This window comes from Mesorhizobium helmanticense, assembly GCF_003034915.1.
Taxonomy (GTDB): Bacteria; Pseudomonadota; Alphaproteobacteria; order Rhizobiales; family Rhizobiaceae; genus Mesorhizobium; species Mesorhizobium helmanticense.
Map to the genome: position 1 here is coordinate 18,775 of NZ_PZJX01000033.1, position 25,630 is coordinate 44,404.

The window sequence follows — 25,630 nt, forward strand, 5'->3', positions numbered from 1 at the left end:
GCGGCGACTTCATCGGTGGCCGCCGCGTCGCCAACGATGGCCAGAGACTGCATTGGATCTTGATCCGCACGTCAAAGGAGAGAACAACATGATTTTGACCAACGGTACCCTCGTCGCGGTAGCCGACGGCGACAAGCTGCGTCTGTTCCGCAACAAAGGTCACGAACCTCGGATCGACCTGGTCGAAATGCCCGAGCCGGAGCTGCACCTGGCGAACACTGGCTCGGGCGGCAGGCATCGCAGCTCCGCCGCCAATCCTGACGACTCCCGCCTGCGGGAAGACGACTTGGCCGCAGCCGTGGCTGCCTATCTCAATCGCGAGGCGCTGACGGACGCGTTCGAGCATGTCGTGGTGATCGCCGATCCGCGCACGCTGGGTGAGCTGCGCAGGCACTTCCAGGCTCCGTTGAGAGCAAAGCTGATGGGCGAGCTGGCCAAGGATCTCGCGAAACATTCCGCCGAGGCCATTGCGGGTACATTAGCGGCGGCTTGAGTCTCCGGTCAGATCATCGACCAAACTGCTGATCTCGACGATAGTCGAGAGGCTTTTGCATGGGACTTCGGGTGGATTGGCCGTCACCAAGAGGGCGGGGTGGGTGGATGCCGGCGGCACGCTAGAGCCGGATGATTTCAGGTCAAGTCGACCTGAAATCTGAATCCGGCTCTAAATCAAAGAGATAGAGCATGATGTCGTCCGAAAACCGCTTCACACTTTTGGGCATCATGCTCTTGACCGGGATGCACGGTTCAAGTTGAACGCATCCCGCTTTAGAGAAGAGAGAAGTTGGAACCGAGGAAGACGAGAAACTGACCGGTGATCAGGGGAATTCTCAACATAGGCCCCCCCTCGCCGCTGTCCTGAATCGGCGACCCCGCGACGTAAGGGTGCACCTTCAGGATGGTTTTCCAAATCGTCGGAAAATCCGCTCCCTTGTCCTTTTCAGCATTGCACGCATTGAGAAGCCTGGCGACGACGTCCGTCATTGAACCCGCATTAATTAAGCGCCTGATTTGAAATCATATGAATGAACACGGCAGGGATGGTTTTGATTTCGATCAAATTGACCGGGCTCCTCACAACGGCACCCAATCCCTGCCTTCCTTTCGATAAAGGCGCTTTACGGCTGCCCAGGCGACACGGTGAGCTATTTCTTCACGGGTCTCGCCTCGGTCGGCATATTCGTCCCAAGCGCTGTTGAAGGCAGCGCGAAAGATCTCCCGAGCATGCAGGGGCAGAAGCGCCCTGACAGACGGTGGAAGATCTTTCTCGGTCGCATAGGGCATTGCTGTTCTCACTGGCAGCCAAGCCGACGCCCACGGCTGTGATGTGACTGATGAACACACCATTGGAGGTGGCTCCGAGCGCCATGGCTATCTATCCAGAAGAATCCAACACGCGGATAATTCTCAGCGCTGAGCCGCCCTTACTGCAGGTCCACGAAACCCTCCGTACTAAATTTCGCAAAAATTTCACAAAAAAGTACGGCGAGAGTTTCCCTAAGTATTTGAAATCGTTGGTGATCCCGACAGGAATCGAACCTGTGACCTACAGATTAGGAATCTGCCGCTCTATCCTACTGAGCTACGGGACCACGCGGCCAGACACATAACCGCTTCGAGGCGGTTCGCCAAGAGGCGGACTGAACGCAATTGTGCAGCGCCCTGTGCCGACGCTGCTACGCCGCCAGCGCAGTCTCCGCGAGCTTCACCCAGTAACTCATGCCGTGCGGGATGACTTCGTCGTTGAAGTCGTAGGCCGGATGGTGAAGGCCAGCGGTCTCGCCATTGCCGATGAAGATGAAGGCGCCTGGCCGGGCTTCCAGCATATAGGAGAAATCCTCGCCGCCCATCACCGGCTGGATGGCACGGTGCACCTGGGCGTCGCCAGCGACTCCTGCCGCGACATCGCTGGCAAAGACCGTTTCTTCCGCATGGTTGAAGGTGACGGGATAGTTGGCGTTGTAATCGACCTCGATCGTCGCGCCGAAGGCCGTGGCCAGCCCATCGCAGATAGTGCGGATGCGCTCCTCGGACTTCTTGGCGATTTCCTTCTTCAGCGTACGCACGGTGCCGGCGATTTCGGCGCTCTCGGGAATGACATTATAGGCATCGCCGGCGTGGAATTTCGTCACCGACACCACCACCGCCTCGACCGGATCGGTGCTGCGCGAGGCGATCGTCTGCAGCGCGCCGACCAGTTGGCTGGTGATGACGATCGGGTCGATCGTGCCGTGCGGCATCGCGGCATGGCCGCCGCGGCCCTTGACGGTGATGGTGAATTCGGCGGTCGCCGCCATGATCGGGCCCGGCCTGATGGCGAACTGTCCGACCGGCAGGCCCGGCATGTTGTGCATGCCGAACACCTTGGAGATGTCGAAGCGGTCCATCATGCCGTCCTTGACCATCTCGTTGCCGCCGCCGCCGCCCTCTTCGGCGGGCTGGAAGATCACCGCGACGGAGCCGGTGAAATTGCGGGTCTCGGCGAGATATTTGGCAGCGCCCAGCAGCATGGCGGTGTGGCCATCATGGCCGCAGGCGTGCATCTTGCCCGGAGTGGCCGAGGCGTAGGGTTTGCCGGTGATCTCGTTGATCGGCAACGCATCCATATCGGCGCGCAGCCCGATGGTCGCGCCGTCGCCCTGACGGCCGCGGATGATGCCGACGACGCCGGTCTTGCCGAGCCCGGTCACCACTTCGTCACAGCCGAATGCCCTGAGCTTGTCGGTGACGAAAGCTGCGGTCTTGAAGACATCGAAATTCAGCTCTGGCGTCTGGTGCAAATGGCGGCGCCAGCCGGCGACCTCGTCCTGCATTTCGGCGGCGCGGTTCAGGATTGGCATGATGGTTCCATCTTGGCTTGTTGGAGCAGGCAGGTTGCGCCTGCTGTTTTGCTATTATGCCTGTTCGTTTACAATTGTCATTCAGGCGCTTTGCCATCTTGACGTCACATAGGGTAAATAGCACCGCAACACTATTGTCCGGGTTGAGGGATCGGACCATCATGCTGGCGATCGCGTAACGAAATCTTACGGAGCCAGGGGCGACTACGGCAAGAGGCGATTTCGGATTACACCATGCGCTACAGGCATTTCCCTGGAATTTTGTTGGCGGGCGCCGTGGCGCTTGCGATGTTGGCCGGACCGGCTCTGGCCAATCCGACAATCGTGTTCGACCTGAAGAGCGGCAGGATTCTCCAGCACCAGGATGCTTTCAAGCGCTGGTATCCAGCCTCGCTGACCAAGCTGATGACCGCCTATGTGACGTTTCGCGCGATCGCGGCCGGTGAGGTCCAGCTCGATTCGCCGATCAAGGTGACGAAGCATTCCGCTGGCGAACCGCCGAGCAAGATGGGCTTCAAGCCGGGTTCGGTCATGCGGCTCGACAATGCGCTGAAGATGATGCTGGTGAAATCGGCCAACGATATTGCCATGGCTGTCGGCGAGAATGTCGGCGGTTCGCAAGCCGCTTTCGCCGAACGCATGAACGCCGAGGCGCGCCGGCTCGGCATGACCGGATCGCATTTCGTCAATCCGAACGGGCTTTATTCGCCGGAGCAATATACGACGGCGCGCGACCTCGCTTTGCTGGTGATGGCGATACGCAAGGACTTTCCGCAATATGTTCCCTGGTTCTCGATCGAGGGGCTGGCCATCGGCAAGAAGCAGATCTCGAACTACAATCTCCTGATCGGCCGCTATCCGGGCGCCGACGGCATGAAGACCGGTTTCGTCTGCTCCTCGGGCTTCAACATGATCGGCTCGGCAACGCGCAACGGCCGCACGCTGGTCGCCGTGGTGCTCGGTGAACAATCGGCCGTCAGCCGCGCCGAGACGGCGGCCAGACTGCTCGACCAGGGTTTTGCGACGGCCCAGCCGAACTGGATCACGATCGCGGCGCTGCCCGCCTATGGCGACACGACGTCGGTCAATGACCTGCGCGACGAGCTCTGCAGGAAGAAGCCGGCGGTGGAACAGTCGGAGGCCGCAGCGCCTGTCGGCGACAAGGAAGCGCCGAAGTCGCCCTACCAGGAAAAGCTCGACCATGTGCCGACGCTGGTCGCTGTCGGCCTTGGCGGCGCCACCGGGCCGAAGCCGAAGGCCATGCTCGATGAGACCGGCCAGGAATATGCCGATGTGCCGCTGCCGACCTGGCGCCCCGATGTGCCGCCGCCGCCCGGTGCCGAGCCGACGGTGGTCGGCTCCGCCACCGCTGCCCAGGGCGACGAGCCAGCCAAGGTCTTGAACTAGGCCAATGGCCGGCTTTCCCATCCCCGTCTCGGTGCTGACCGGTTTTCTCGGCGCCGGCAAGACGACGCTGCTCAACCGGCTGCTCAGGGATCCCGTGCTCGCCGACACGGCGGTCATCATCAACGAGTTTGGCGAGGTGGCGATCGACCATCTCCTGGTCGAACAGGCCTCCGACGGCATCATCCAGCTTTCCGACGGCTGCCTCTGCTGCACGGTGCGTGGCGAACTGGTCGATACGCTGGCCGACCTCGTCGACCGGCTGCAGACCGGCCGCATCGCCCGGCTTGCCCGCGTCGTCATCGAAACCACCGGGCTGGCCGATCCGGTGCCGGTGCTGCAGTCGATCATGGCGCATCCGGCGCTGGTCCAGGCCTTCCGGCTTGACGGCGTCATTACGCTGGTCGACGCGGTCAACGGCAATGCGACGCTCGACAATCATGTCGAGGCGGTCAAGCAGGTGGCCGTCGCCGACCGCATCGTGCTGACCAAGATCGACCTGGCCAACGATCCGCGCGAGGTCGAGGCCTTGCGGGCCCGGCTGCGGCAGATCAATTCGGGTGCGGAAGTGCTCGATGCCGGCGACAGAAGCACCGGCGTGGCGGCGCTGTTTGATTGCGGCCTCTACAATCCGGCCACCAAATCCGCTGATGTTCAGCGCTGGCTGGGAGAAGAGGCGCATCACGATCATCATCATGGTGATCACGATCATGACGAGCATGACCATCGGCACGATTCCCGCGTGCGCTCCTATTCGCTCGTCCATGATGGACCGGTGCCGTTTTCGGCGATCGAAATGTTCCTCGACCTGCTGCGCTCGGCGCATGGCGAGCGTCTGCTGCGCATGAAGGGCGTCATCGAACTCAGGGAAGACCCGTCGCGACCGCTGGTCATCCACGGCGTGCAGAAGATCCTGCATCCGCCTGTGCAACTGCCGTCCTGGCCGGACGGCCAGCGCGGCACGCGGCTGGTGCTGATCACGCTCGACATGCCGGAAGACTATGTGCGGCGGCTGTTCGCGGCCTTCACCAACAAGCCGTCGATCGACACTCCGGACCGTGCGGCGCTGGAAGACAACCCGCTGGCGATTGCCGGGCGGTAGGCTTTTTTCGCCTATCTATAGTTCGCAAGCGTTGAACTGGCAGGATGAGATCGTGGATGTCAGACGGCCTCGCCGCGCTCGACCAGAAAGCGATGGCCGCCGGAAACCGCTGCCGTTTCGACCAATTGATGACCGGCGTCCGAGCAGAAGGCCGGGATGTCGATGACGGCGAGCGGGTCGGTGGTCTCGAGCCAGAGCCGGCTGCCTGGCGCCATGGTCGCCAACCGCTTTTTTGCCTTGAGCACGGGCAGGGGACAGTTCAGCCCCTTGAGGTCATAGACAGAAGCGCGCTTTAAGTCTTTGTTTTTATGCATGTCGTTGTCCCAAAACCGCTGCGCACCCTCGGGTCAGGCCCGTGGGCGTGCTTTTGGGCGACATGCATGGCCAAGGCGACTCTCAGCCGCCGAACATGCCGAGCAGTTTGTTCTTCAGCTTTGTTACCCTGCCTTCATCGGCATTCGCCGCCTGCGTCTCGGCCGGGGCGGCCTCGGGCGGCGGCGCAATAGTTGCGGTGGCGACGGGCGCTTCGGCGGCGGTCCTGGCCTCCTCCTCTTCCGCCAGAGAATTAATCCTGGCCGTTTCCTTTTCGGCCAGTGCCTGAGCCTTGGCCGCTTCTTTCTCGGCCTTCGCCGCTTCTATGGCTGCAAGCCTCTGTTGCTCGGCCTTCTGCTTGGCGGCTTTTTCCGCGTCGATCGCGGCCATCTTGCGGCCGGCCGGCGAATCGATGCGGCCCATGCGCGCCGTCTCGGTCAGCGAGCCGTCGGCGTTGAGCGACGGCGGCTCGATCGGCACGCGCTCGCCGCGGGCCCGGCGTTTCGACCAATCGGAAACGATGCTGGCTTCCTTGATGCCGGCAATCGTCGGCCTGGGCGCCGGCACCGAGGCCTTGACCGCGCCATTGAAGGCCGCGTCATAGGTGCTTTGGTAGGCGCTGTAGGCGGTTTTCAGCGAATCAGGCTGCGTCGTCGCGGGGCAGGCGCCGGTCGGATTGAAGGTCGCGCCATCGGCCGCCACCTGGTTGAAGACATAACGCTTCTCGCAGACATCGACCTTCGGCGGCACCTTGGTGATCTCGAAATTGTCGTAGCCGACCTTGAGCATCTTCCAGAAGTCGTAGTTCGGGTCCTTGCGATAGCGCGCCATGTTGGCGGCGGTCATGCGGAACGGAAAAGCCTGGATCTGGAACTCGGTCTGGCCGCCCTGGAAGGCGTCCCGACCAAAGGCGTAGATCTGCTCGATCTGCGCGTCGGTCATCGAATAACAGCCCGACGACGAGCAGGCGCCGTGGACCATCAGATTGGAACCGGTGCGGCCATTGGCGCGGTCGTAGGCGTTGGGGTAGCCGATATTGAAGGAAAGATGGTAGCTCGACTTCGGGTTCATCTGCGCCGGACGAACCGTATAGAAGCCTTCCGGCGCCTGGCGGTCGCCCTCAGTGTATTTCGGCCCGAGCTTGCCCGACCATTTGCAGATATCGTAGCTGGCGACCATGTCGTAGCGGCCGTTGGTCTTGGCCTTCCAGATCTCGAGCTTGCCCTCTTCCTTGAAGATGCGGGCCAGCACCGGCGAGGTGCGGGCCATGCCCTTGGCCCTCATGTCGGCCAATATCTTGTCCGGCAGCGGCTTGTTGGCCGAGGGGGCAAAGTCCTTCATCGAGGAGTCATTGCAGCCGGCCACGCCTAGGGCGGCGATCAGAAGTCCGGTGCGGGCGAGCTTGGCAAACATGGATGTCGCTATGTCTTCATCTTTTTGGACCGCAGCTTCAGGCGCTGCAAGGTCCGCACGCTGAACATTGACGGACCCTAAGCCCGTTAACCCTAATAAATTCCTTACCGCAAGCGCTGGGCCCATTCCCCCACGGCAATCTGATTGAACCGAATGCAAAGGCAATTTTGTGGCGAAAGCGCCCAATCTCGCCACATTGCGGCACTGAAACCAGCTCAAACTAAAGGTTGCGGCCCATCGACAGATATTTCTCGCGACGCTGCTCGCGAAAATCGGTGTTGGCGCCGGAAAACTCCTTCATCGTCCTGGCGATGAGGTCGCCGGTCGAGGCAATCACCGTTTCCGGGGCACGATGCGCGCCGCCGAGCGGCTCGGGAATGATGGCGTCGATGATCTTCAGCTCCAGAAGATCCTGCGCGGTGATCTTCATATTGGTCGCCGCATCCTTCGAGCGGGTGGTGTCGCGCCACAGGATCGAAGCCGCACCTTCCGGCGAGATCACCGAATAGATGGCGTGTTCGAGCATGTAGACGCGATTTGCGGTGGCAATCGCAATGGCGCCGCCCGAGCCGCCTTCGCCGATGACCACCGAGATCGACGGCACTTTCAGGCCGAGGCAGGCCGAGGTCGAGCGGGCGATGGCCTCCGCCTGGCCGCGCTCCTCGGCGCCGACGCCGGGATAGGCGCCCGCCGTGTCGACCAGCGTCAGCAGGGGAATCTTGAAGCGGTCGGCGAGTTCCATCAGCCGCACCGCCTTGCGATAGCCCTCCGGCCGCACCGAGCCGAAATTATGCTTGAGCCGGCTCGTGGTGTCCGAGCCCTTTTCCTGGCCGATGATTGCCACCGGCTCGCCGCGGAAACGGGCGAAGCCGCCGACGATCGCCTGGTCCTCGCCGAAATTGCGGTCGCCGGCCAACGGCGTGAAATCGCTGAACAGGGCCTTGATGTAGTCGACGCAATGCGGCCTGTCGGGATGGCGCGCCACCTGCACCTTCTGCCATGGGGTCAGGGCCTTGTAGGCGTCGCGCAGCGCATCGCGCGAACGCTTCTCGAGACGGCTGATCTCGTCGCCGACATCGACCGCCTCGCCATTCTCGGCAAGCTTCTTCAGCTCGAGGATCTTGCCTTCGAGATCCTGGACCGGCTTTTCGAAATCGAGGTAATTATACATTCTTGGGCGGACCGATAGACCGGAAGGCAATGACTGGCGGAATCCCTGAAATCAAGGCTCCGAGCGGCGAAACGTCGTCCTCACATAGCGATATGGCGCCTAGTCGGCAAGCGGATGATGGTCGTTGACCAGCCGTACCAGGCGCTCCTCCAGCACATGCGTGTAAATCTGCGTCGTTGAAATATCGGCATGGCCGAGCAACTGCTGCACGGCCCGGAGATCGGCGCCATTCTGCAGGAGATGGCTGGCGAAAGCATGGCGCAGCACGTGCGGCGATATTTTCGCCGCCGAAATGCCGGCCCTGGCCGCGAGACCTTTCAGGTCGCGGGCAAAGACCTGCCTGGAGAGATAGCCGCTGTCGCTTGCCGCCGGAAACAGGAACGGGCTGTCGGCGAAGGCCGGCACCGTTGCCCGGGCTGCGAGCCAGGCCCGCATAGCGCTGCGCGCCTTGGCCGACAGCGGCACCATGCGTTCTTTCTCGCCCTTGCCGCGCACCATGAAGAAGCGGTCGTCGCGCTGCGCTACCGTCACCGGCAGTCCGACCAGTTCGGAAACGCGCAGGCCCGTGGCATAGAGCACCTCGACCAGCGCGTGCAGGCGCAGCGCCGCTAGGTCGTCGCCATCGCCGGACGAGGCATCCCTTGCCTCCTCGGCCGCCCGGTCGATCAGCCGGCCGGTATCGGCCTCGCTCATCGTCTTGGGCAGTGGCCGGCCCTTCTTCGGGCTGTCCAGCGTTCCGGTCGGGTCGTCGCCGCGCAAGCCCTCGGCATAGAGGAACTTGAAGAACTGGCGGATCGCCGACAGTTTGCGCGCCTGCGAGGTGGCGGCAAAGCCACGCGCGGCGATGTCATCGAGATAGGCGCGGATATCGGCGGCACCGGCGGCCGCCAGCCCGCCACCGATCCCGGCCGAAGCGTCTTCGAGGTCGCGGCGATAGGAGGAAAGCGTGTTTTCGGCCGCGCCCCGCTCGGCGCTCATCATTTCGAGAAAGGCTTCGATGCGGGCCGCGCTGTTCATTGCTTTTGGTCAGTTCTCTCTTTGGGTTGAGTTTTTCTGGGGGTTCAGCTTTTCCGGGGGGATGCGCACGCTCATCTCGGTCTTTCTCGGCTCGACGAACATCGCCAATGCGAACATTGCACCATAGACAATGCCGGCCAGAATCGTGAGCGTCACGACAAAGCGGAACAGTGTCGGCATCAATTTTTGCCCGTCTTTTTGTTTTGCGTTTCCAAACCCTGTGCCCTTATGAGACGCCAATCCGGCCAATTCAAGGACGGAACTCGCACGACGCCGGACGACCGCCGCGCTTGACGCAAACAGGCTTTTGATGTCGATACCCGGCAAAGAGGCTTGGAAATATCGCTGTGTCATGAACGCGCTGCCAGCAAATCCTCCCGATGAGAGCCATGCCGCGCTGCTTGGCCTGTTGGGCAACCGTTCCATCGTCTTTGTCGGCCTGATGGGCGCCGGCAAGACCGCGATCGGCCGCAAGGTGGCGGCGATGCTGGGATTGCCGTTCATCGACAGCGACCAGGAGATCGAAAGCGTGTCGCGCATGAGCGTGCCCGAACTGTTCGAACGCTATGGCGAAACCGAGTTCCGGGCGCTGGAGCAGCGCGTCATCCTGCGCGTGCTGGAACACGGCCCGCAGGTGCTGTCGACCGGCGGCGGCGCCTTCATGAATGCGCAGACGCGGGAGGCCATTGCCGGCCATGGCGTATCGGTATGGCTGAAGGCCGAGATCGACCTGTTGATGGAGCGCGTTTCCAAGAAGCAGAACCGGCCGCTCCTGAAAAGCGCCGATCCGCGCGCCGTGCTCGAGCGGTTGATGGCCGAGCGCTATCCGGTCTACGCCGCCGCCAATGTCACGGTGCCGACCCGCGACGACCGCAAGGAGGTCATCGCGGCCGAGGTGGTGGACGCGCTCTGCGGGCATTTCGGCGTTGCAGCCGTGACAGGCGAGGTACGGTCGTGAGCGCGGATACGGTCACTGTCGAGGTCGGGCTTGGCCAGCGCGCCTACGACATACTGATCGGTCCGGGGCTGCTTGAGCGCTCCGGCACAGAGATTGCACGGCGTTTGCCGGGCACGCGCGCCGCGGTGGTCACCGACGACAATGTCGCCGCGGCACATCTCGAAGCGCTGACGGCCGGCCTCGAAAAGGGTGGCATCCAGAGCGCCGTCATCACGCTGCCGGCGGGCGAGAAGACCAAGAGCTTTGCGCATCTCGAGGATGTGGTGGACGGGGTGCTGGCCGCGAGACTCGAGCGCGGCGATGTCGTCATCGCGCTCGGCGGTGGCGTCATCGGCGACCTTGCCGGCTTTGCCGCCGGCATCGTGCGGCGTGGCATGAATTTCGTGCAGGTCCCGACGTCGCTGCTCGCCCAGGTCGATTCGTCGGTCGGCGGCAAGACCGGCATCAACAGCGCGCGCGGCAAGAACCTCATCGGCGTCTTCCACCAGCCGAAGCTGGTGCTGGCCGACACCGAGGTGCTCGACACGCTGCCGATCCGCGAATTCCGCGCCGGTTATGCCGAGCTCGCCAAATACGGGCTTATCGACCGCCCGGATTTCTTCGCCTGGCTGGAGGAGAACTGGCGTGAAGTCTTCGCCGGTGGCCCGGCGCGGGCCAAGGCCATCGCCGAGGCCTGCCGTGCCAAGGCCGATGTCGTCGCTCGCGACGAATTCGAGACCGGCGACCGCGCGCTGCTCAATCTCGGCCACACGTTCGGCCACGCGCTCGAGGCCGCCACGCACTATGACGGCGCCCGGCTCGTGCATGGCGAGGGCGTCGCCATCGGCATGGCGCTGGCGCACCGTTTTTCGTCACGCCTCAATCTGGCCAGCCCGGACGATGCGGCGCGGGTCGAGGCGCACCTTCGCACCGTCGGCCTGCCCTGGCGCATGGCCGACATATCAGGCGAATTGCCCGATGCCGAGGCGCTGCTGTCCTTCATCGCCCAGGACAAGAAGGTGTCGCGCGGCGCGCTGACCTTCATCCTGACGCACGGCATCGGCCAGGCCTTCATCGCCAAGGATGTGCCGGCGTCGGAAGTGCTGTCGTTCCTAAGGGAGAACCATCCGGGCTCAGCGGAAAGCAGGGGATGAACGAGACCGGCTGGATCGTCGCTGCTATCCTTGCCGGGCTTGGCTTGCTGGCGTTCGCCTTCCGTGCGGGCCTGCTCGCGGCCTTCGGCTATGAATTGCAGCGCATCGAGCCGCAGCGTTCGACCCATGACGAATTGCGCGGCGCCGTCGACGATTTTCGCCGCGACGGCCAGGTGGTGCGCGAGGATCGCGACCGTATCGGCGGCCTGTTCGACCTTGCCGAGCTCGAAGTGTCCGATGTCATGGTCCACCGCACCAACATGCGCTCGGTCAATGCCGACAATCCGCCGGAAGCGGTGGTGCGCGAGATCCTGCAGAGTCCGCATACCCGCATGCCGTTGTGGAAAGGCTCGCTCGACAATATCGTCGGCGTGCTGCACGCCAAGGACCTGCTGCGCGCGCTGAACGATGTCGGCAACGACTTTTCCAGGATCGACGTGATGAGGATCGCGTCAAAGCCGTGGTTCGTGCCCGACACCACGACATTGCAGGAACAGCTCAACGCCTTCCTGCGCCGCAAGGCGCATTTCGCCGTCGTCGTCGACGAATATGGCGAGGTCGAGGGGCTGGTGACGTTGGAGGACATCATCGAGGAGATCGTCGGCGAAATCGCCGACGAGCATGATATCGAAATCCAGGGCGTCAAGCAGGAAGCGGACGGTTCGGTCGTCGTCGACGGCACGGTGCCGATCCGCGACCTGAACCGGGCGCTCGACTGGAACCTGCCGGACGAGGAAGCCACCACCATTGCCGGTCTCGTCATCCACGAGACGCAGTCGATTCCGGAGGAGAAACAGGCGTTTACCTTCCACGGCAAGCGCTTCGTCGTGATGAAGCGCGACAAGAACCGCATCGCCAGGCTGAGGATACGGCCGGCTGGCGAGAACTGATCAGCGGGCAGGGTAAGGGCGCTCCTTGCCGAGCCTCATTCCGCGATCTGGCTCGTGGAGCGTTCGTGGATCACCGTCCCGGTCTGAGCGTCGACCGCCACCAGGCTGACCTCGTAACCCCAGAGGTTGCGGACATGGCGCAGCGTCGAGTCGCGGCTACCTTCATCGAGGACAATGCCGTCCTTCACCCGGTGTTGCAGTCGCAACTGCCGATCGCCGAGCAGATCGACATCAATCACCTGGATGTCCGGCCGGTTCGCTCCAATGTCGTAACTGTTGGCCAGCGCAGCGCGAATCTTGTCGTAGCCACGCTCGTTGTGGATCGACGCGACTTCGAAATGCGGTTTGTCGGCTCCGTCGGCCAGCACGAATAGCCGCCATTTCCGGATCAGACTTGGGCTGAGATACTGGCGGATGAAGGATTCGTCGCGGTGGTTGGCCCAGGCTTCAAGCAGGACTTCGCGCCAGTTGCCATGTCCGGCAATGTCGGGGAACCAGTCGCGGTCCTCAGCGGTCGGCTCGATCGACATGCGCTGTATGTCCTGCATCATGTCGAGGCCGAGGGCATAGGGATTGATGCCTGAAAACCGTGGGTCGTCGTAGGCCGGCTGGGAGATCACGTTCGAATGGTTGCGCAGGATTTCGAGCATGGCGCCTTCGCTGATCCGGTCACGATCGAACAGCATGTTCATGAGCGTGTAGTGAACAAAAGTGGCGCAGCCTTCGTTCATCACCTGTGTTTGGCGCTGCGGATAGAAATACTGCGCAATGATACGCACGATCCTGACGATCTCGCGCTGCCAAGGCTCAAGGATGAGGCTGTTTTTCTCCAGGAAATAGAGCAGGTTTTCCTCTGGCAGGTTGAGCGATTTCTTGCGCTCCGCCATGCGTGCGTCCACCCCGTCTGCCTTCTTGCTTTCCTGCGCAGATGGCAGCGTGCGCCATAAATCATTATAGGAACGCTCTTCGTATTCCAGGCGCTCACGCAATCCCTCGCGCTGCCGTTCCGAGGACAATTTCGGCGGACGACGATAGCGAAATACGCCCTGTTCCATCAGTGCATGCGCCGCGTCCAGAATCGCCTCCACCGCGGCAAGGCCATGCCGCTCCTCGCAGCGGGTTATGTAGCTCTTGGCGAAGTCCAGATAGCTCAGGATCGCCCCGGCATCCGTCCATTGCCTGAACAAATGATTGTTCTTGAAGAAATGGTTATGTCCGAGTGCCGCGTGCGCCGTCACCAGGGCCTGCAACGCCATGGTGTTTTCCTCCATCAGGTAAACGATGCAGGGGTTGGAGTTGATGACCAGTTCATAGGCCAGGCCGCGTCCGCCCTTGCGATAGAGCAGGTCCTGGTAGAGGAAATGTTTGCCGAACGACCAGTGACGATACATCAGCGGCATGCCGACGGACGAATAGGCGTCGAGCATCTGCTGAGAGGATATGATCTCCATCTGCACCGGATATATATCGAGGTGCAGCTCTTCTATCGCGAGAGCCTCGATCGCTTCATAAGCCCGCGACAACTTCCCAAAGTCCCAGTCAGACCCTGAAAAGAGCAAACCCGGTTTGTTGGCTTGCCTGGCCATCGCCCTTCTCCTCAAGCGCTCTTGCGGACAGCCGGCTGCCTGGCGAAGAGCCGGCGAAAAACCGGGTATATATCCGCCGGAGTGGCAATGCGGCTCATCTGGAAGTTAGGCCATTTCGCCTCAACCGTGCTGTAAGCGCGCCAAAGCGACGTCCCGTTTTCGGTAGCTCGGAATATATGGGCTTCGCGTTCGTCGATGATCTCGACATAGGCGAAATACTGGCACAGGCGCATGAGCTTGCCGTCCAGAAACTTTATGCATCGCTCGGAATCGGTGGCGAAATTGTCGCCGTCCGATGCCTGCGCGGCGTAGATGTTCCATTCGGCGGCGGGATAGCGCTCTCCGATGATGCGGTGCATTTCGTCGAGCGCGGTGGAGACGATCGTTCCGCCGCTCTGCGTATTGTAGAAGAACGTGTCCTCATCCACTTCGTGCGCCTCGTGCGTATGGCGGATGAAGACGATCTCGGTGCGTTCGTAGCGCCGCTTCAAGAACAGGTGGAGCAGCACGAAAAAGCGTTTGGCCAGGTCCTTCTCGCGCTCGCCCATCGATCCGGAGACATCCATCAGGCAGAACATGACGGCATTGGCATTTGGTATGGGCCGGGCGTCGAAACGGTTGAACCGGATATCGACCGGATCGACGAAGGCAATTCGTCTGCGCCGACGCTCCAACCGCTCAAGCTCCTCGCGCAGTGTTGCAATGCGCTGCCGCGTCGCCGCGCCGGCTGGCTCCGACTCAAGCGTGGCGATTTCCTGGATGATCGCATCCAGTTCCTGCTGCTTCGGGCGCCTCAGCGCGATGCGCCGGCCGTGGCTGTTGCGCATGGTGCGCCCGACACTGATGTTGGTCGGTGAACCGGTCGCCGCGAAGCCCGCCCTGCGCGGCTTGAAGGCATGGATCTCCTTGAGATTGAGCTTGACCAGGTCAGGCAGTTCCAGATCCTCAAAGAAAAGCTCGAGCACCTCCTCGCGCGACAGCACGAAACGAAAATCGTCTTCCGACACCTTGTTTCCCGGAGCCCTTGCGCCGCTGCCCTGACCGGGCTTGGGGATCAGGTCTCCAGGAGCGAAATGCCTGTTGCCGGGAAGGATGTGCTGCCGGTTGCCGCTGGCCTTGTTATCGTTGAAGCTAGGCTCGGTCGTTCCCCTTTCGGGCATGGGCACGGCGTGCTCGGCATCCACGTCGGCGATCCTGCCGCTGCGTATCTGATCGCGGATGCTTCGCTTCAATTCCTCGCGCGCACGCCTGAGGAAGCGCTGTCGATTGCCGAGGCTCTTGTCTTTCGGGTTCAGGCGACGGTCGATGAAGATCGGCATGGAACCATCCGGGCTCTATCAACCCGCCTTGTTCACTCGCATGTACCAGTCCACCAGCCGGCGCACCTGACGTTCGGTGTAGCCGTGTTCAACCATGCGCTGCACGAATTCATTGTGGCGCTTTTCCGTAACGCTGTCCTGCTTGGAGCCGAAGCTGATCACCGGCAGGAGGTCCTCGACCTGTCCGAACATCCGCTTCTCGATGACCTCGCGCAGTTTTTCATAACTGGTCCATGACGGGTTGCGGTCGTGGTTCTTTGCCCTTGCGCGCAGCGTGAACTTCACCACCTCGTTGCGAAAGTCCTTGGGATTGGCGATGCCTGCCGGCTTTTCAACCTGTGACAGCTCGTTGTCCAGGACCTCCCGGTTGAGGATCTGGCCGGTGTCCGGGTCCTTGTAGTCCTGGTCCTCGATCCAGGCGTCGGCATAGGCGATGTAGCGGTCGAAAAGGTTCTGGCCATATTCGCTATAGGATTCGAGATAGGCTTTCTGGATTTCGTGGCCAATGAACTCGGCGTAGCGCGCGGCGAGCTCCGACTTGATGAATTCGAGATAGGCCGCTTCCGTCTCCTTCGGGAACTGCTCGCGCTTGATCGCTTCCTCCAGGATGTACATGAGATGCACGGGATCGGCGGCTACTTCCTTGGTGTCGTAGTTGAATGTCTGCGACAGGATCTTGAAGGCAAAGCGCGTGCTGACGCCAGTCATGCCTTCATCGACGCCGGCGGCATCGCGATATTCCTGGACCGACTTCGCCTTGGGGTCGATTTCCCTGACGCTCTCGCCGTCATAGACGCGCATCTTGGTGTAGAGTGGGGAATTGTCATGCTCGGCAAGGCGGGTCGAGACGGTGAAGCGGCTGAGAATGTCCAACACTTCAGGAGCACAGGGGCTGGAGGCCAGATCGCTCTCGCGCAGCAGCTTTTCATAGATCTGCCTCTCTTCGGTGATCCGCAGGCAGTACGGCACCTTGACCACCAGGATGCGATCGAGGAAGGCCTCATTGTTCTTGTTGTTCTTGAACTGCTGCCATTCCGATTCGTTGGAATGGGCGACGATGACCCCTTGGTAAGGAAAAGCGCCGAAATTCTCGGTGCCGTTGTAGCTGCCTTCCTGGGTCGCGGTCAGCAACGGATGCAGGACCTTGATGGGCGCCTTGAACATCTCGACGAATTCGAGCAGGCCCTGCGTGGTCCGGTTCAGTCCGCCGCTAAAGGAATAGGCATCCGGGTCTGACTGGCTGAAGTTCTCCAATTGCCGGATGTCGACCTTGCCAACCAGGGCCGAGACATCCTGATTGTTCTCATCGCCAGGTTCGGTCTTGGCGATGCCGATCTGGCGCAGCCGAGAAGGCATCAGCTTGACCACGCTGAATTTGGAAATGTCACCGGACAGTTCGTCGAGGCGCTTGGACGCCCAGGGCGAGATCAGCCCGTTGAGGCGCCGCCGCGCTATGCCGTATTTGTCCTCCAGCAGATCGCCCATGCGATCGGGATGAAAGAGGCCCAGCGGCGATTCGAAAACCGGGCTGATCTGGTTGCCGACCTTCAGCGTGTAGATCGGGCGCTGCTCCATCAGTTTCTTCAGCCGCTCGGCGAGCGAGGATTTGCCGCCGCCGACCGGGCCGAGGAGATAAAGGATCTGCTTGCGCTCCTCGAGCCCCTGCGAGGCATAGCGGAAATAGCCGGCGATGCGCTCGATCGTGTCCTCCATGCCGTAGAAGTCGGCGAAGGAGGGATACACCTTGATGGTCCTGTTCGAGAAAATTCGACCGAGCCGCTCGTCCTTGCTGGTATCGATCAGATTCGGCTCGCCGATTGCCTGCACCATGCGTTCAGGTGCCGAGGCATACATCGACCTGTCTTCGCGGCAGGCAAGCAGATATTGCTGGATGCTTATCTCTTCCTGCGCTGTGTTCGTGTAAATTTCTGAAAACAGGTCGAAAACGTCAGACTGGTTCTCGCGCATGGTATTTCGCCCTCAGCGCCCCTTCTGGGTGAGTCGGCTCATGATACATCCAACTGCCGGAAAAGCATTGTGGTTCCCTTCACATCGAGGAGAACGCATGCAATTCGGCATCGACCTCAGGGAAGGCAACCGACGTGGCCGCAATGCCCACCTAAAAGATTACGTGGTGATTGCGAGCGGAGCTTCAAGGGCGGATCGCAATCCGCATCTCGTTGTCGGGAACACAGAGGCCAGGACGAATGCCCGGACGTCGCCTCGATAGATCTTATCCGGCCGGGCCATTGCCGATCCTTGACTGGACGCCCGTGGCGCGCATGTGCACTCTGCCGCGAAGCAGTCGGAGGTGATGATGATCGATCGACGCAGTCTCATCCTGGCATCCGTCGTGGCGATGCTTTCGGCGGAAGCCTTTGCCGCCTGGCGCCTGCGCCAACCGGCGCCGCACACCGTCGATTACGGACCGGCCAAGCTCGACATCTATGCACCCGACGACGCCCATAACCTGCCCGTCGTGCTCTTCATCCATGGCGGCGCCTGGCGGATCGGCAACCGCAACAATGTCGACGCCAAGCCGGGCTTCCTGCTCGCCAACGGTTTCGTGTTCGTCTCGATCGACTACCGCATGCTGCCTGAGGCCGATGTCGCCACCCAGGCCGGCGATGTCGAGAAAGCCTATGCCTATGTGCGTGCCAACATCGCCAAATATGGCGGCGACCCCGAGCGCATCGCCGTGATGGGCCATTCCGCCGGCTGCCATCTTGCCGCGCTGACTGGGCTGCGCGGCGGGTTGCCCGGCGTCGCGGCGCTCGTACTCGACGATACCAGGGCCTATGATCTTGAATCGCTGGCCAGGAGCGGCGGCATGACGCGGACCTATGCCCGGGCCTTTCCCGATCCGGCACAGTGGCGCGCGTTGTCGCCGGCGGCGTATATCGAGGGCCGTAAACATCCGCCGACCTTTGTCGCCTATTCGCGCGCAACGGGGCGGGAGGAGGATTCGAAGGTCTTTGCCGCGCGTTTGCGCGCCTCCGGGACCGAGGTCACGCTGTTCGATGGCAGCGCCTATTCGCACATGTCGATCAATCGCGATTTCGGCGAGGAGGGCGACGCCTTGACCGCAGCGGTGATGATTTTCCTGAAGGCGACGGTCGTCTGAGGCCTACCACCTGGTCTTTTCATCCGGCGCCGCCGGTTCGATCGCCAGCGCGTGCACGCCAGCTTTCAATTCTTCCGCCAGCAATTCGTTGACGGCGCGGTGGCGGTCGATGCGGCTCATGCCGGCAAAGACCGGGGAGACGATGCGAACGCGGAAATGCGTCTCGCCGGTGCCGTCATAGGCGCCATGATGGTCGGAGCCATGGTGGTGATGACCGGCATGGAGATGGCTTTCGTTGATGATGACGAGCCGCTCCGGCGAGAATGCCTTTTTCAGCTTGTCTTCCATTGTTGCCTGTATGGACATTCGCACTTTCCTTCACCACATGTAGCGGGCAGTTGCTCCCGAAAATCGGTGCCTTTTTTCGCGTTTGAAGACGCGCCAATGCTGTCGCCGCGACAAAATACACCAATCGCCCGCTTTATGCCGCGATTCAGCGGTTAGGGCGATCAACGCGAAAATGTCAATTCTTGTTTCGCACCAGCGAACAGCCCATAAACGGGTGAGATGAAACCGTACCCCAAATATTTCGAGAAGCTTCGCATCCGGCCGGAGAAGGACGCGGAGCTGAAGTCGCGCTCGCCGATCTGCCAGTGGGATGGCTGCAAGGAGGCAGGCACCCATCGCGCGCCGGTCGGACGCATGAAGGAGGGCGAGTATTTCCAGTTCTGCTTCGACCATGTGCGCGAGTACAACAAGGGCTTCAATTATTTCTCCGGTGTGCCGGACAGCGAGGTCGCCCGTTTTCAGAAGGAAGCGATGACCGGCCATCGGCCGACCTGGAAGATGGGCGTCGCCGGTGCCTCGACGCGCTCTTCGCCCGACTTTGCCCAGCAACGTTCCGGCCGCGCCGGCTATTACAACCGCATGCGCGATCCGTTCGACCTGTTCAAAGGCCCGAGGGATCCACGCGAGGCGCGCGAGCGCAAGGCCAAGCCGCTTGAGGCCAAGGCGCTGGAAACGCTTGGCCTTGATACAAAGGCGACTGGCAAGGATATCAAGGCGCGCTATAAGGAACTGGTGAAGCGTCACCATCCGGATGCGAATGGCGGCGACAGAGGTTCGGAAGACCGGTTCCGCGATGTGCTCCAGGCCTATCGCGTGCTCAAGCAGGCAGGATTGTGCTGAGCAGCCTTACGGTTTGTGTCGTTTTCCAACTTTCATAAGGTTGGAAAAGGCTCTAAGACCGCCCCCGGACAAAATAGATTGCCGGCGAAATCAGGCGTTTCGCCCGTGGAGACGTTGATAGAGATGAACAAGGTCGATCGCGACATCGCCAACCTGCCCGACACAACGGTGTCGGTGAAGGAGAAATTTGGCTTCGAGTCCAAGATGGTGGTGCCGGCCTATTCGGTGACATCAGAGCATGTGCCCGACATCGATCCGGACTACCTGTTCGACAAGAACACGACGATGGCGATCCTCGCCGGTTTCGCCTACAACCGCCGCGTCATGGTGTCGGGCTATCACGGCACCGGCAAGTCGACGCATATCGAGCAGGTTGCCGCCCGCCTCAACTGGCCCTGCGTGCGCGTCAATCTCGACAGCCATGTCAGCCGCATCGATCTCGTCGGCAAGGACGCGATCGTCGTCAAGGACGGGCTGCAGATCACCGAATTCCGCGACGGCATCCTGCCTTGGGCCTACCAGCACAATGTCGCGCTGTGCTTCGACGAATACGATGCCGGCCGCCCGGATGTGATGTTCGTCATCCAGCGCGTGCTGGAATCGTCGGGCCGGCTGACGCTGCTCGACCAGAGCCGGGTCATCCGCCCACACCCGGCGTTCCGGCTGTTTTCGACCGCCAACACGGTCGGTCTGGGCGACACCACCGGCCTCTATCACGGCACCCAGCAGATCAACCAGGCGCAGATGGATCGCTGGTCGATCGTCACCACGCTGAACTATCTGCCGCACGACAATGAGGTGAACATCGTGCTGGCCAAGGCCAAGCACTATCGCGACGGCAAGGGCAAGGAGATCGTCAACAAGATGGTGCGTGTCGCCGACATGACGCGCTCGGCCTTCATCAATGGCGACCTGTCGACCGTCATGAGCCCGCGCACGGTCATCACCTGGGCCGAGAATGCCGAGATCTTCGGCGACATCGGCATGGCGTTCCGGCTGACCTTCCTCAACAAATGCGACGAACTGGAACGCTCGGTGGTGGCCGAGTTCTACCAGCGCGCCTTCGGCGAGGATCTGCCGGAATCAGCAGCCAATGTGGTGCTGGGCTAAGCAGGGTCTCGATGGCGGGTCCGGGCGACAACACGCGCAACAAGTCGAAGACGGGGGCTGAAGCCGACAGCTTCAAGCGCGCCGTCACCGTCTGCATGCGTGCGATTGCCGGCGACAAGGAACTCGAAGTCGGTTTCGCCAAGGACCGGCCGGCGCTGGCCGGCAGCCGCGCCCGCTTGCCCGAACTGCCGAAGAAGGCGTCGAAGGCCGACATCGCCATCACCCGCGGTCTCGGCGATTCCATGGCGCTGAAGCGCGCCTGCCATGATGCGCGCATCCACAACAAGCTGGCGCCCGAGGGCAAACAGGCCCGCGCCATCTATGACGCGGTCGAACAGGCTCGCGTCGAGGCGATCGGCAGCCGCGCCATGCAGGGTGTGGCCGACAATATCGGCTCGATGCTCGAGGACAAATACACCAAGGCAAACCTCACCGACGTCAAGGACAAGGCCGACGCGCCGATCGAGGAAGCACTCGCGCTGATGGTGCGCGAAAAGCTGACCGGCCGCACTGTCCCGAAGAGCGGCGAGCGGCTGGTCGACCTCTGGCGTCCCTGGGTCGAGGAGAAGGCCAGCGCCGATCTCGACGGGCTGTCGGCGAAGCTCGATGACCAGCAGGCTTTCGCCCGTGTCGTGCGCGAGATGCTCGCCTCCATGGAAATGGCCGAGGAGCTCGGCGACGACCAGGAGACCGAAGACTCGGAAGACAATGACGACAACCAGCCGCAAGGCGAGGAGCAGAGCGAGGAGGGCGGCGAGGACGATTCCGGCTCCGAACAGTCGCAGTCCGACGATACCGAGGCGTCGTCCGAGGACGAGCAGTCGGCCGAGACCGAGGCGTCCGACGCCACCGCCGACGATCTCTCCGACGAGGACGATGCGGATGCCGAGACGCCCGGCGAGGCGCGCCGCAACGACAATCCCTTCACCAATCTGTCGAAGGAGATCGACTACAAGATCTTCACCACGACCTTCGACGAGACCGTTGGTGCGGAGGAACTGTGCGAGGAAGAAGAGCTGGATCGCCTGCGCGCCTTCCTCGACAAGCAGCTCGCCAACCTGTCCGGCGTCGTCGGCCGGCTGGCCAACCGGCTACAGCGCCGGTTGATGGCGCAGCAGAACCGTTCCTGGGATTTCGACCTCGAAGAGGGCTATCTCGATCCGGCGCGGCTGGTGCGCATCGTCATCGACCCGATGCAGCCGCTATCCTTCAAGCAGGAGCGCGACACCAAGTTCCGCGACACGGTGGTGACGCTGGTGCTCGACAATTCGGGCTCGATGCGCGGCCGGCCGATCACGGTCGCCGCCACCTGCGCCGACATTCTGGCGCGCACGCTGGAACGCTGCGGCGTTTCGGTCGAGATCCTCGGCTTCACCACCCGCGCCTGGAAGGGCGGGCAGGCGCGCGAGAAATGGCTGAAGGAAGGCAAGCCGCCGAACCCCGGGCGGCTCAACGATCTACGCCATATCATCTACAAATCCGCCGACCATCCGTGGCGGCGAGCGCGCCGCAACCTCGGGCTGATGATGCGCGAGGGCCTGCTCAAGGAAAACATCGACGGCGAGGCGCTGCTGTGGGCGCACAACCGGCTGATCGCGCGGCCGGAGCAGCGCAAGATCCTGATGATGATCTCGGACGGCGCGCCAGTCGACGATTCGACGCTGTCGGTCAATCCGGGCAATTACCTCGAACGGCATCTGCGCGCCGTCATCGAGCTGATCGAGACGCGCTCGCCGGTCGAGCTGCTCGCCATCGGCATCGGTCATGACGTCACGCGCTACTACAGGCGCGCCGTCACCATCGTCGATGCCGAGGAACTGGCAGGCGCCATGACCGAGCAGCTGGCGTCGCTGTTTGGCGAGGAAAGCGCGCGCGAGACGCGGCGCGGCGGTACGCGGCGCGCCGGATGATCCTTTCGCGGGGCGGCTTTCGGCAGACGCTTTTCGCCGCCGCAGCGCTGTTTGTTGCCGGCGCGGCCTTGTCGCCGGCCATTGCCGGGCCAGAGCCGGTTGAGCCGGTCGAAATTTCCGCCCGCCCGATCAGTGCGTTCCGCATCGGCCGCGCGGAGAAAAAATTCGGGCCACTCGAATTCGTCGGCGGGCTGGAAATGACCTCGCCGGCGCGGGATTTCGGCGCGCTGTCGGCCTTCCGTTTCCTGAAACCCGGCAGCGACTTCATCGGCGTCGCCGACACCGGCTTCTGGTTCTTCGGCACGGTTACCCATGATGCCGACAAGCGTCCTTCGGGCATCCAGAATTTCCATATGCAGCAGATGGTCGATGCATCGGGCCTGCCGGTCGACGAAAAAGCGGAGGTCGACGCCGAAGGCCTTGCGGTCAAGGACGGCATCGCCACCGTCGGCTTCGAGCGCGACCACCGCGTTTCCCAGTTCAACATCGATCCGGACGATATGAAGGCGCCGTTCCAGCAATTGGACTTCCTGATTCCGGCCTGGGAGCTGCGTCGCAATCGCGGCTTCGAGACCGTCACCCGCGCCAATCCTTACGGGCAGCACGAGGGCGGGCTGGTCGTGGTGTCGGAAAAGAGCCTCGACAAATCAGGCAACATCTTTGCCGCCATCATCGAAGGGCCGAGAAAGGGCGTCTTCACCGTCAAGCGCAATGGCGATTTCGACATCACCGACGGCGCCTTCCTGCCCAACGGCGACCTTCTGCTTCTGGAGCGCAGCTTTACCATGGCCGGCGGCCTGAAGATGCGGCTGAGGCGCATCTACGGCGAAAGCGTCGAAAAGGGCGCCGTTGCCGACGGGCCGGTGCTGCTGGAAGCCGACATGAGCTACCAGATCGACAATATGGAAGGGCTCGACATCTGGACCCGCGACGACGGCGCGCTGATGGTATCGCTGTTCTCGGACGACAACCACTCGATCCTGCAGCGCAACCTCTATCTGGAATTCATCCTGCACGAGGATTGAGGAAAGGGCCTGGCCTCGGCCGCCCAAACCTACTGCGCATTGGCCGCGAGCCAGATGATGTGGCGCGCGCCACGCTTGCCGTTGGCGCGGGTCCTGATCTCCTCGACGGCGAAGCCTGCTTGCTTGAGCCGGCGCGTGAAGCCTGAGTCCGGCCCCTGCGACCACACCGCCAGCACACCGCCGGGCTTGAGCGCGGCGCGGGCGGCGCCGAGGCCGGCCGCGCTATAGAGAGCATCATTGGCTTTGTAGACGATCCCTTCCGGGCCGTTGTCGACGTCGAGCAGGATGGCGTCCCAGGTGGATTTCTCCGATCGTATGAGCTGTCCGACATCCACCTCGCGAATGCTGACGCGCGGATCGTCGAGACAGCCGCCGAACACCTCTGTCATCGGGCCGCGTGCCCAGGCGACCACGGCGGGCACCAGTTCGGCGACGGTGACGCTGGCATCGGTCCCGAGCTCGGCTAGGGCGGCGCGCAGCGTGAAACCCATCCCCAGCCCGCCGATCAGGATTTTGGGATCAACGCGGCCGGCGATCCTTTCGCAGGACAACCTGGCCAGCGCCTCCTCGGAGCCGCTGAGGCGGCTGTTCATCAGCTCGTTGGCGCCGAGCATGATCGAGAATTCGGTGCCGCGCCGCTTCAGGCGCAGTTCCTGTCCGCCATCCGGCGTTTTTGCTGCGTCGAGCTGGACCCAGGGGATCACGGGGCTAGACAGCCAGGGCCGGCTGGCTCCAGCGGGCGGCAAGCAACCGGTAGGGGATCAGCGCGACCACGGCGATGATCAGCTTGACCGAGAGATCGCCGAGCGCCCACGACACCCAGCGCATGGTTTCGATCGGCAGCACGCCCATCAGGGGCGCTGCCTCGAGCGCGAATCCATCGCTCGGGCCAGCGAAGGCGAAGGCCGCCGAAAAGGCGACGGTGAAGAAGACCAGCGTATCGAAAACCGAGCCGACCAGCGTGCCGACGATCGGGGCGCGCCACCAGCTCTGCCGGCGCAGCCGGTTGAACACGGTGACGTCGAGCAGTTGCGCGGCCAGGAACGCTGCTCCCGAAGCCGCCGCAATGCGCACCAGCCGGTCGGCGGCCGTCTCGAATTCGATCAGGCCGTGGCGAAACAGGAAGGGCGGCACAAGGACCGAACAGACCACCGCCGTCATGAAGCCGACAAAGACAATCCTGCGCGCCACGGCCGGGCCATAGCGGCGGTTGGCAAGGTCGGTGACCAGGAAGGAGAAGGGATAGGTGAAGGCGCCCCAGGTGAGCAAGTCGCCCAGCGACAGGCCGCCGACCGCACCCTGCATCGGGAACTGGACGAGGATGTTCGATGCCACGACGACAAGCGCCATGGCGGCCACAAAGGGCAGGTATCGCTGGAAGGAAGTCATTTTTTTATCCTGGGTAATGGAACCAGCGGAGCGCCACCCGAAAGCCGGATCGCGTTCCCTTGTTGTTTTGGAGGCGGTCGCCCGAAGAAATGCTTAAGCGGCCGGCTGTTCGGCCAGCTTCTTGGCGATCTGCTTCTTCAGGAGGCGGGCGCGCTGCGACAGCTCCTTGGCGTCGGCCTTGGCCAGGAAGGCATCGAGGCCGCCGCGATGCTCGACCGAACGCAGCGCGTTGGCCGAAATGCGCAGGCGCACATTCTGGTTCAGCGCCTCCGAGATCAGCGTCACATTGACGAGGTTCGGCAGGAAGCGGCGCTTGGTCTTGTTGTTGGCGTGGCTCACATTGTTGCCGGACATGACTGCCTTGGCAGTGAGTTCGCAGGTGCGGGACATGGTTCTAACCTTCAGTTCGCGGTCTGGCCAAACATTCGACCCGCGCCGGGTGGCGCGCGGTTTCGGTCAGGCGGCCTTATGGAAAAGTTGGCGTTCCTTAGTTGCATTTCGCCCGTGCGTCAAGCTCGGCGGTGAAGCCGCCAATCTCCCCCGCAAAGGCGGAGATCGGATGTCGCCTTCGGTTTTCGCCAACCTCCAAGCTGATGGCAGGCTAGTTTGTTCTTGCTTTGTGCACTCAGTTATGCTACTAATTCCGGTATGGTGCTGATTTGCGCCAATGATCCGCCTGTGGGACCCGCCGCAAGGCGGTTTTTTGTTTCTGGCCCCTGGCCATCGACGATCCCCTGGAGTTCAAGCCCTGACGGCGGCCTTTCATATAAAGGCCGGAATTCAGCCTATAAGCGGTCGC

26 protein-coding genes and 1 tRNA gene are annotated in these 25,630 nt (G+C 62.3%); 11 read left to right on the forward strand and 16 right to left on the reverse strand.

The features are described from left to right. Positions 1 to 52 precede the first annotated feature (52 nt). Positions 53 to 493, forward strand: coding sequence for a baeRF12 domain-containing protein (locus tag C9427_RS19205; protein WP_425351662.1), 441 nt, complete (start codon positions 53 to 55; stop codon positions 491 to 493). A 275-nt stretch (positions 494 to 768) separates the two neighbouring features. Here the strand turns inward: C9427_RS19205 and C9427_RS19210 are convergent, their stop codons facing one another. The 4 genes from C9427_RS19210 to C9427_RS19225 all read right to left on the reverse strand — a co-directional run bounded on the left by C9427_RS19210 (position 769) and on the right by C9427_RS19225 (position 2,840). Next, positions 769 to 984 carry a hypothetical protein gene (locus C9427_RS19210; protein WP_107650689.1) on the reverse strand — a complete coding sequence of 72 codons (216 nt, stop codon included), beginning with the start codon at positions 982 to 984 and terminating at the stop codon, positions 769 to 771. Between the two features lie 90 nt (positions 985 to 1,074). Next, complete coding sequence (locus C9427_RS19215) at positions 1,075 to 1,284, reverse strand: ChaB family protein (RefSeq protein ID WP_107650690.1); 210 nt, start codon at positions 1,282 to 1,284, stop codon at positions 1,075 to 1,077. Positions 1,285 to 1,515: 231 nt separating this feature from the next. Beyond that, a tRNA-Arg gene (locus C9427_RS19220) sits at positions 1,516 to 1,592 on the reverse strand. Between the two features lie 84 nt (positions 1,593 to 1,676). Then, positions 1,677 to 2,840 (reverse strand): M20 aminoacylase family protein, encoded by a 1,164-nt coding sequence (locus C9427_RS19225; RefSeq protein WP_107650691.1) that lies wholly within the window; start codon positions 2,838 to 2,840, stop codon positions 1,677 to 1,679. A 234-nt stretch (positions 2,841 to 3,074) separates the two neighbouring features. On the opposite strand from C9427_RS19225, the gene C9427_RS19230 reads away from it, so the two are divergent. Both C9427_RS19230 and C9427_RS19235 read left to right on the forward strand, forming a co-directional pair. Continuing rightward, entirely contained in the window at positions 3,075 to 4,247 is a 1,173-nt protein-coding gene (locus tag C9427_RS19230) for a D-alanyl-D-alanine carboxypeptidase family protein (RefSeq protein WP_107650692.1), read from the forward strand. A gap of 4 nt (positions 4,248 to 4,251) precedes the next feature. Then, on the forward strand, positions 4,252 to 5,346 hold the full coding sequence (locus C9427_RS19235; RefSeq protein WP_107650693.1) for a CobW family GTP-binding protein: 1,095 nt from the start codon (positions 4,252 to 4,254) through the stop codon (positions 5,344 to 5,346). Between the two features lie 59 nt (positions 5,347 to 5,405). On the opposite strand, the gene C9427_RS19240 is transcribed toward C9427_RS19235, so the two are convergent. From C9427_RS19240 to C9427_RS19260, 5 genes are all read right to left on the reverse strand, one after another. After that, a complete protein-coding gene (locus C9427_RS19240; RefSeq protein ID WP_107650694.1) occupies positions 5,406 to 5,660 on the reverse strand; it encodes a sulfurtransferase TusA family protein in 255 nt (84 codons plus the stop codon). 82 nt (positions 5,661 to 5,742) lie between these two features. Then, on the reverse strand, positions 5,743 to 7,071 hold the full coding sequence (locus C9427_RS19245; protein ID WP_107650695.1) for a L,D-transpeptidase family protein: 1,329 nt from the start codon (positions 7,069 to 7,071) through the stop codon (positions 5,743 to 5,745). 220 nt (positions 7,072 to 7,291) lie between these two features. Beyond that, positions 7,292 to 8,242 carry an acetyl-CoA carboxylase carboxyltransferase subunit alpha gene (locus tag C9427_RS19250; RefSeq protein WP_107650696.1) on the reverse strand — a complete coding sequence of 317 codons (951 nt, stop codon included), beginning with the start codon at positions 8,240 to 8,242 and terminating at the stop codon, positions 7,292 to 7,294. A gap of 99 nt (positions 8,243 to 8,341) precedes the next feature. Next, on the reverse strand, positions 8,342 to 9,259 hold the full coding sequence (locus C9427_RS19255; protein WP_107650697.1) for a site-specific tyrosine recombinase XerD: 918 nt from the start codon (positions 9,257 to 9,259) through the stop codon (positions 8,342 to 8,344). Positions 9,260 to 9,268: 9 nt separating this feature from the next. Further along, positions 9,269 to 9,439 carry a histidine kinase gene (locus C9427_RS19260; RefSeq protein WP_107650729.1) on the reverse strand — a complete coding sequence of 57 codons (171 nt, stop codon included), beginning with the start codon at positions 9,437 to 9,439 and terminating at the stop codon, positions 9,269 to 9,271. A 172-nt stretch (positions 9,440 to 9,611) separates the two neighbouring features. On the opposite strand from C9427_RS19260, the gene C9427_RS19265 reads away from it, so the two are divergent. From C9427_RS19265 to C9427_RS19275, 3 genes are read left to right on the forward strand one after another with little or no spacing between them, the layout of a single operon-like run. After that, the gene (locus C9427_RS19265) at positions 9,612 to 10,217 is read left to right on the forward strand and encodes a shikimate kinase (RefSeq protein ID WP_107650698.1); all 606 of its coding nucleotides are present in this window, start codon (positions 9,612 to 9,614) and stop codon (positions 10,215 to 10,217) included. Next, on the forward strand, positions 10,214 to 11,350 hold the full coding sequence (gene aroB, locus C9427_RS19270) for a 3-dehydroquinate synthase (RefSeq protein WP_107650699.1): 1,137 nt from the start codon (positions 10,214 to 10,216) through the stop codon (positions 11,348 to 11,350). The genes C9427_RS19265 and aroB overlap by 4 nt, the downstream gene beginning before the upstream one ends. Then, positions 11,347 to 12,240, forward strand: coding sequence for an HlyC/CorC family transporter (locus C9427_RS19275; protein WP_107650700.1), 894 nt, complete (start codon positions 11,347 to 11,349; stop codon positions 12,238 to 12,240). Before aroB ends, C9427_RS19275 begins: the two co-directional genes overlap by 4 nt. Positions 12,241 to 12,275: 35 nt before the next feature. Here the strand turns inward: C9427_RS19275 and C9427_RS19280 are convergent, their stop codons facing one another. Genes C9427_RS19280 through C9427_RS19290 form a run of 3 tightly spaced genes read right to left on the reverse strand, consistent with a single transcriptional unit; the run spans position 12,276 to position 17,113 of the window. Further along, positions 12,276 to 13,826, reverse strand: coding sequence for a SpoVR family protein (locus tag C9427_RS19280; RefSeq protein WP_107650701.1), 1,551 nt, complete (start codon positions 13,824 to 13,826; stop codon positions 12,276 to 12,278). Positions 13,827 to 13,837: 11 nt separating this feature from the next. After that, the gene (locus C9427_RS19285) at positions 13,838 to 15,145 is read right to left on the reverse strand and encodes a YeaH/YhbH family protein (RefSeq protein ID WP_107650702.1); all 1,308 of its coding nucleotides are present in this window, start codon (positions 15,143 to 15,145) and stop codon (positions 13,838 to 13,840) included. Between the two features lie 18 nt (positions 15,146 to 15,163). Next, positions 15,164 to 17,113, reverse strand: a complete 1,950-nt coding sequence (locus C9427_RS19290) for a PrkA family serine protein kinase (RefSeq protein WP_107650703.1) — start codon at positions 17,111 to 17,113, stop codon at positions 15,164 to 15,166. Between the two features lie 349 nt (positions 17,114 to 17,462). Between C9427_RS19290 and C9427_RS19295 the strand changes: the two genes are divergently transcribed. Next, positions 17,463 to 18,269 (forward strand): alpha/beta hydrolase, encoded by an 807-nt coding sequence (locus C9427_RS19295; protein ID WP_107650730.1) that lies wholly within the window; start codon positions 17,463 to 17,465, stop codon positions 18,267 to 18,269. Positions 18,270 to 18,272: 3 nt separating this feature from the next. On the opposite strand, the gene C9427_RS19300 is transcribed toward C9427_RS19295, so the two are convergent. Then, on the reverse strand, positions 18,273 to 18,575 hold the full coding sequence (locus C9427_RS19300) for a BolA family protein (RefSeq protein ID WP_107650704.1): 303 nt from the start codon (positions 18,573 to 18,575) through the stop codon (positions 18,273 to 18,275). A gap of 201 nt (positions 18,576 to 18,776) precedes the next feature. On the opposite strand from C9427_RS19300, the gene C9427_RS19305 reads away from it, so the two are divergent. The 4 genes from C9427_RS19305 (at position 18,777) to C9427_RS19320 (ending at position 23,442) form a co-directional block, all read left to right on the forward strand. Continuing rightward, complete coding sequence (locus C9427_RS19305) at positions 18,777 to 19,397, forward strand: J domain-containing protein (RefSeq protein WP_107650705.1); 621 nt, start codon at positions 18,777 to 18,779, stop codon at positions 19,395 to 19,397. A gap of 123 nt (positions 19,398 to 19,520) precedes the next feature. Continuing rightward, positions 19,521 to 20,507 carry a cobaltochelatase subunit CobS gene (gene cobS / locus C9427_RS19310; protein ID WP_107650706.1) on the forward strand — a complete coding sequence of 329 codons (987 nt, stop codon included), beginning with the start codon at positions 19,521 to 19,523 and terminating at the stop codon, positions 20,505 to 20,507. 11 nt (positions 20,508 to 20,518) lie between these two features. Next, complete coding sequence (gene cobT, locus C9427_RS19315; protein ID WP_107650707.1) at positions 20,519 to 22,417, forward strand: cobaltochelatase subunit CobT; 1,899 nt, start codon at positions 20,519 to 20,521, stop codon at positions 22,415 to 22,417. Next, positions 22,414 to 23,442, forward strand: coding sequence for an esterase-like activity of phytase family protein (locus C9427_RS19320; protein WP_107650708.1), 1,029 nt, complete (start codon positions 22,414 to 22,416; stop codon positions 23,440 to 23,442). Before cobT ends, C9427_RS19320 begins: the two co-directional genes overlap by 4 nt. A 29-nt stretch (positions 23,443 to 23,471) precedes the next feature. Here the strand turns inward: C9427_RS19320 and C9427_RS19325 are convergent, their stop codons facing one another. From C9427_RS19325 to rpmB, 3 genes are all read right to left on the reverse strand, one after another. Continuing rightward, positions 23,472 to 24,146, reverse strand: coding sequence for a spermidine synthase family protein (locus C9427_RS19325; protein WP_107650709.1), 675 nt, complete (start codon positions 24,144 to 24,146; stop codon positions 23,472 to 23,474). Between the two features lie 4 nt (positions 24,147 to 24,150). Continuing rightward, a complete protein-coding gene (locus C9427_RS19330; RefSeq protein ID WP_107650710.1) occupies positions 24,151 to 24,831 on the reverse strand; it encodes a queuosine precursor transporter in 681 nt (226 codons plus the stop codon). 93 nt (positions 24,832 to 24,924) lie between these two features. Beyond that, entirely contained in the window at positions 24,925 to 25,221 is a 297-nt protein-coding gene (gene rpmB, locus C9427_RS19335; RefSeq protein WP_006328411.1) for a 50S ribosomal protein L28, read from the reverse strand. Positions 25,222 to 25,630 lie beyond the last annotated feature (409 nt).

Excerpts from the sequence above, each read along its gene's own strand:
- C9427_RS19210 (WP_107650689.1), bottom strand. The coding sequence starts at position 984 with ATGACGGACGTCGTCGCCAGGCTTCTCAATGCGTGCAATGCTGAAAAG.
- C9427_RS19215 (WP_107650690.1), bottom strand. The coding sequence starts at position 1,284 with ATGCCCTATGCGACCGAGAAAGATCTTCCACCGTCTGTCAGGGCGCTT.
- C9427_RS19225 (WP_107650691.1), bottom strand. The coding sequence starts at position 2,840 with ATGCCAATCCTGAACCGCGCCGCCGAAATGCAGGACGAGGTCGCCGGC.
- C9427_RS19230 (WP_107650692.1), top strand. The coding sequence starts at position 3,075 with ATGCGCTACAGGCATTTCCCTGGAATTTTGTTGGCGGGCGCCGTGGCG.
- C9427_RS19235 (WP_107650693.1), top strand. The coding sequence starts at position 4,252 with ATGGCCGGCTTTCCCATCCCCGTCTCGGTGCTGACCGGTTTTCTCGGC.
- C9427_RS19240 (WP_107650694.1), bottom strand. The coding sequence starts at position 5,660 with ATGCATAAAAACAAAGACTTAAAGCGCGCTTCTGTCTATGACCTCAAG.
- C9427_RS19245 (WP_107650695.1), bottom strand. The coding sequence starts at position 7,071 with ATGTTTGCCAAGCTCGCCCGCACCGGACTTCTGATCGCCGCCCTAGGC.
- C9427_RS19250 (WP_107650696.1), bottom strand. The coding sequence starts at position 8,242 with ATGTATAATTACCTCGATTTCGAAAAGCCGGTCCAGGATCTCGAAGGC.
- C9427_RS19255 (WP_107650697.1), bottom strand. The coding sequence starts at position 9,259 with ATGAACAGCGCGGCCCGCATCGAAGCCTTTCTCGAAATGATGAGCGCC.
- C9427_RS19260 (WP_107650729.1), bottom strand. The coding sequence starts at position 9,439 with ATGCCGACACTGTTCCGCTTTGTCGTGACGCTCACGATTCTGGCCGGC.
- C9427_RS19265 (WP_107650698.1), top strand. The coding sequence starts at position 9,612 with ATGAACGCGCTGCCAGCAAATCCTCCCGATGAGAGCCATGCCGCGCTG.
- C9427_RS19275 (WP_107650700.1), top strand. The coding sequence starts at position 11,347 with ATGAACGAGACCGGCTGGATCGTCGCTGCTATCCTTGCCGGGCTTGGC.
- C9427_RS19280 (WP_107650701.1), bottom strand. The coding sequence starts at position 13,826 with ATGGCCAGGCAAGCCAACAAACCGGGTTTGCTCTTTTCAGGGTCTGAC.
- C9427_RS19285 (WP_107650702.1), bottom strand. The coding sequence starts at position 15,145 with ATGCCGATCTTCATCGACCGTCGCCTGAACCCGAAAGACAAGAGCCTC.
- C9427_RS19290 (WP_107650703.1), bottom strand. The coding sequence starts at position 17,113 with ATGCGCGAGAACCAGTCTGACGTTTTCGACCTGTTTTCAGAAATTTAC.
- C9427_RS19295 (WP_107650730.1), top strand. The coding sequence starts at position 17,463 with ATGATCGATCGACGCAGTCTCATCCTGGCATCCGTCGTGGCGATGCTT.
- C9427_RS19300 (WP_107650704.1), bottom strand. The coding sequence starts at position 18,575 with ATGTCCATACAGGCAACAATGGAAGACAAGCTGAAAAAGGCATTCTCG.
- C9427_RS19305 (WP_107650705.1), top strand. The coding sequence starts at position 18,777 with ATGAAACCGTACCCCAAATATTTCGAGAAGCTTCGCATCCGGCCGGAG.
- cobS (WP_107650706.1), top strand. The coding sequence starts at position 19,521 with ATGAACAAGGTCGATCGCGACATCGCCAACCTGCCCGACACAACGGTG.
- cobT (WP_107650707.1), top strand. The coding sequence starts at position 20,519 with ATGGCGGGTCCGGGCGACAACACGCGCAACAAGTCGAAGACGGGGGCT.
- C9427_RS19320 (WP_107650708.1), top strand. The coding sequence starts at position 22,414 with ATGATCCTTTCGCGGGGCGGCTTTCGGCAGACGCTTTTCGCCGCCGCA.
- C9427_RS19330 (WP_107650710.1), bottom strand. The coding sequence starts at position 24,831 with ATGACTTCCTTCCAGCGATACCTGCCCTTTGTGGCCGCCATGGCGCTT.
- rpmB (WP_006328411.1), bottom strand. The coding sequence starts at position 25,221 with ATGTCCCGCACCTGCGAACTCACTGCCAAGGCAGTCATGTCCGGCAAC.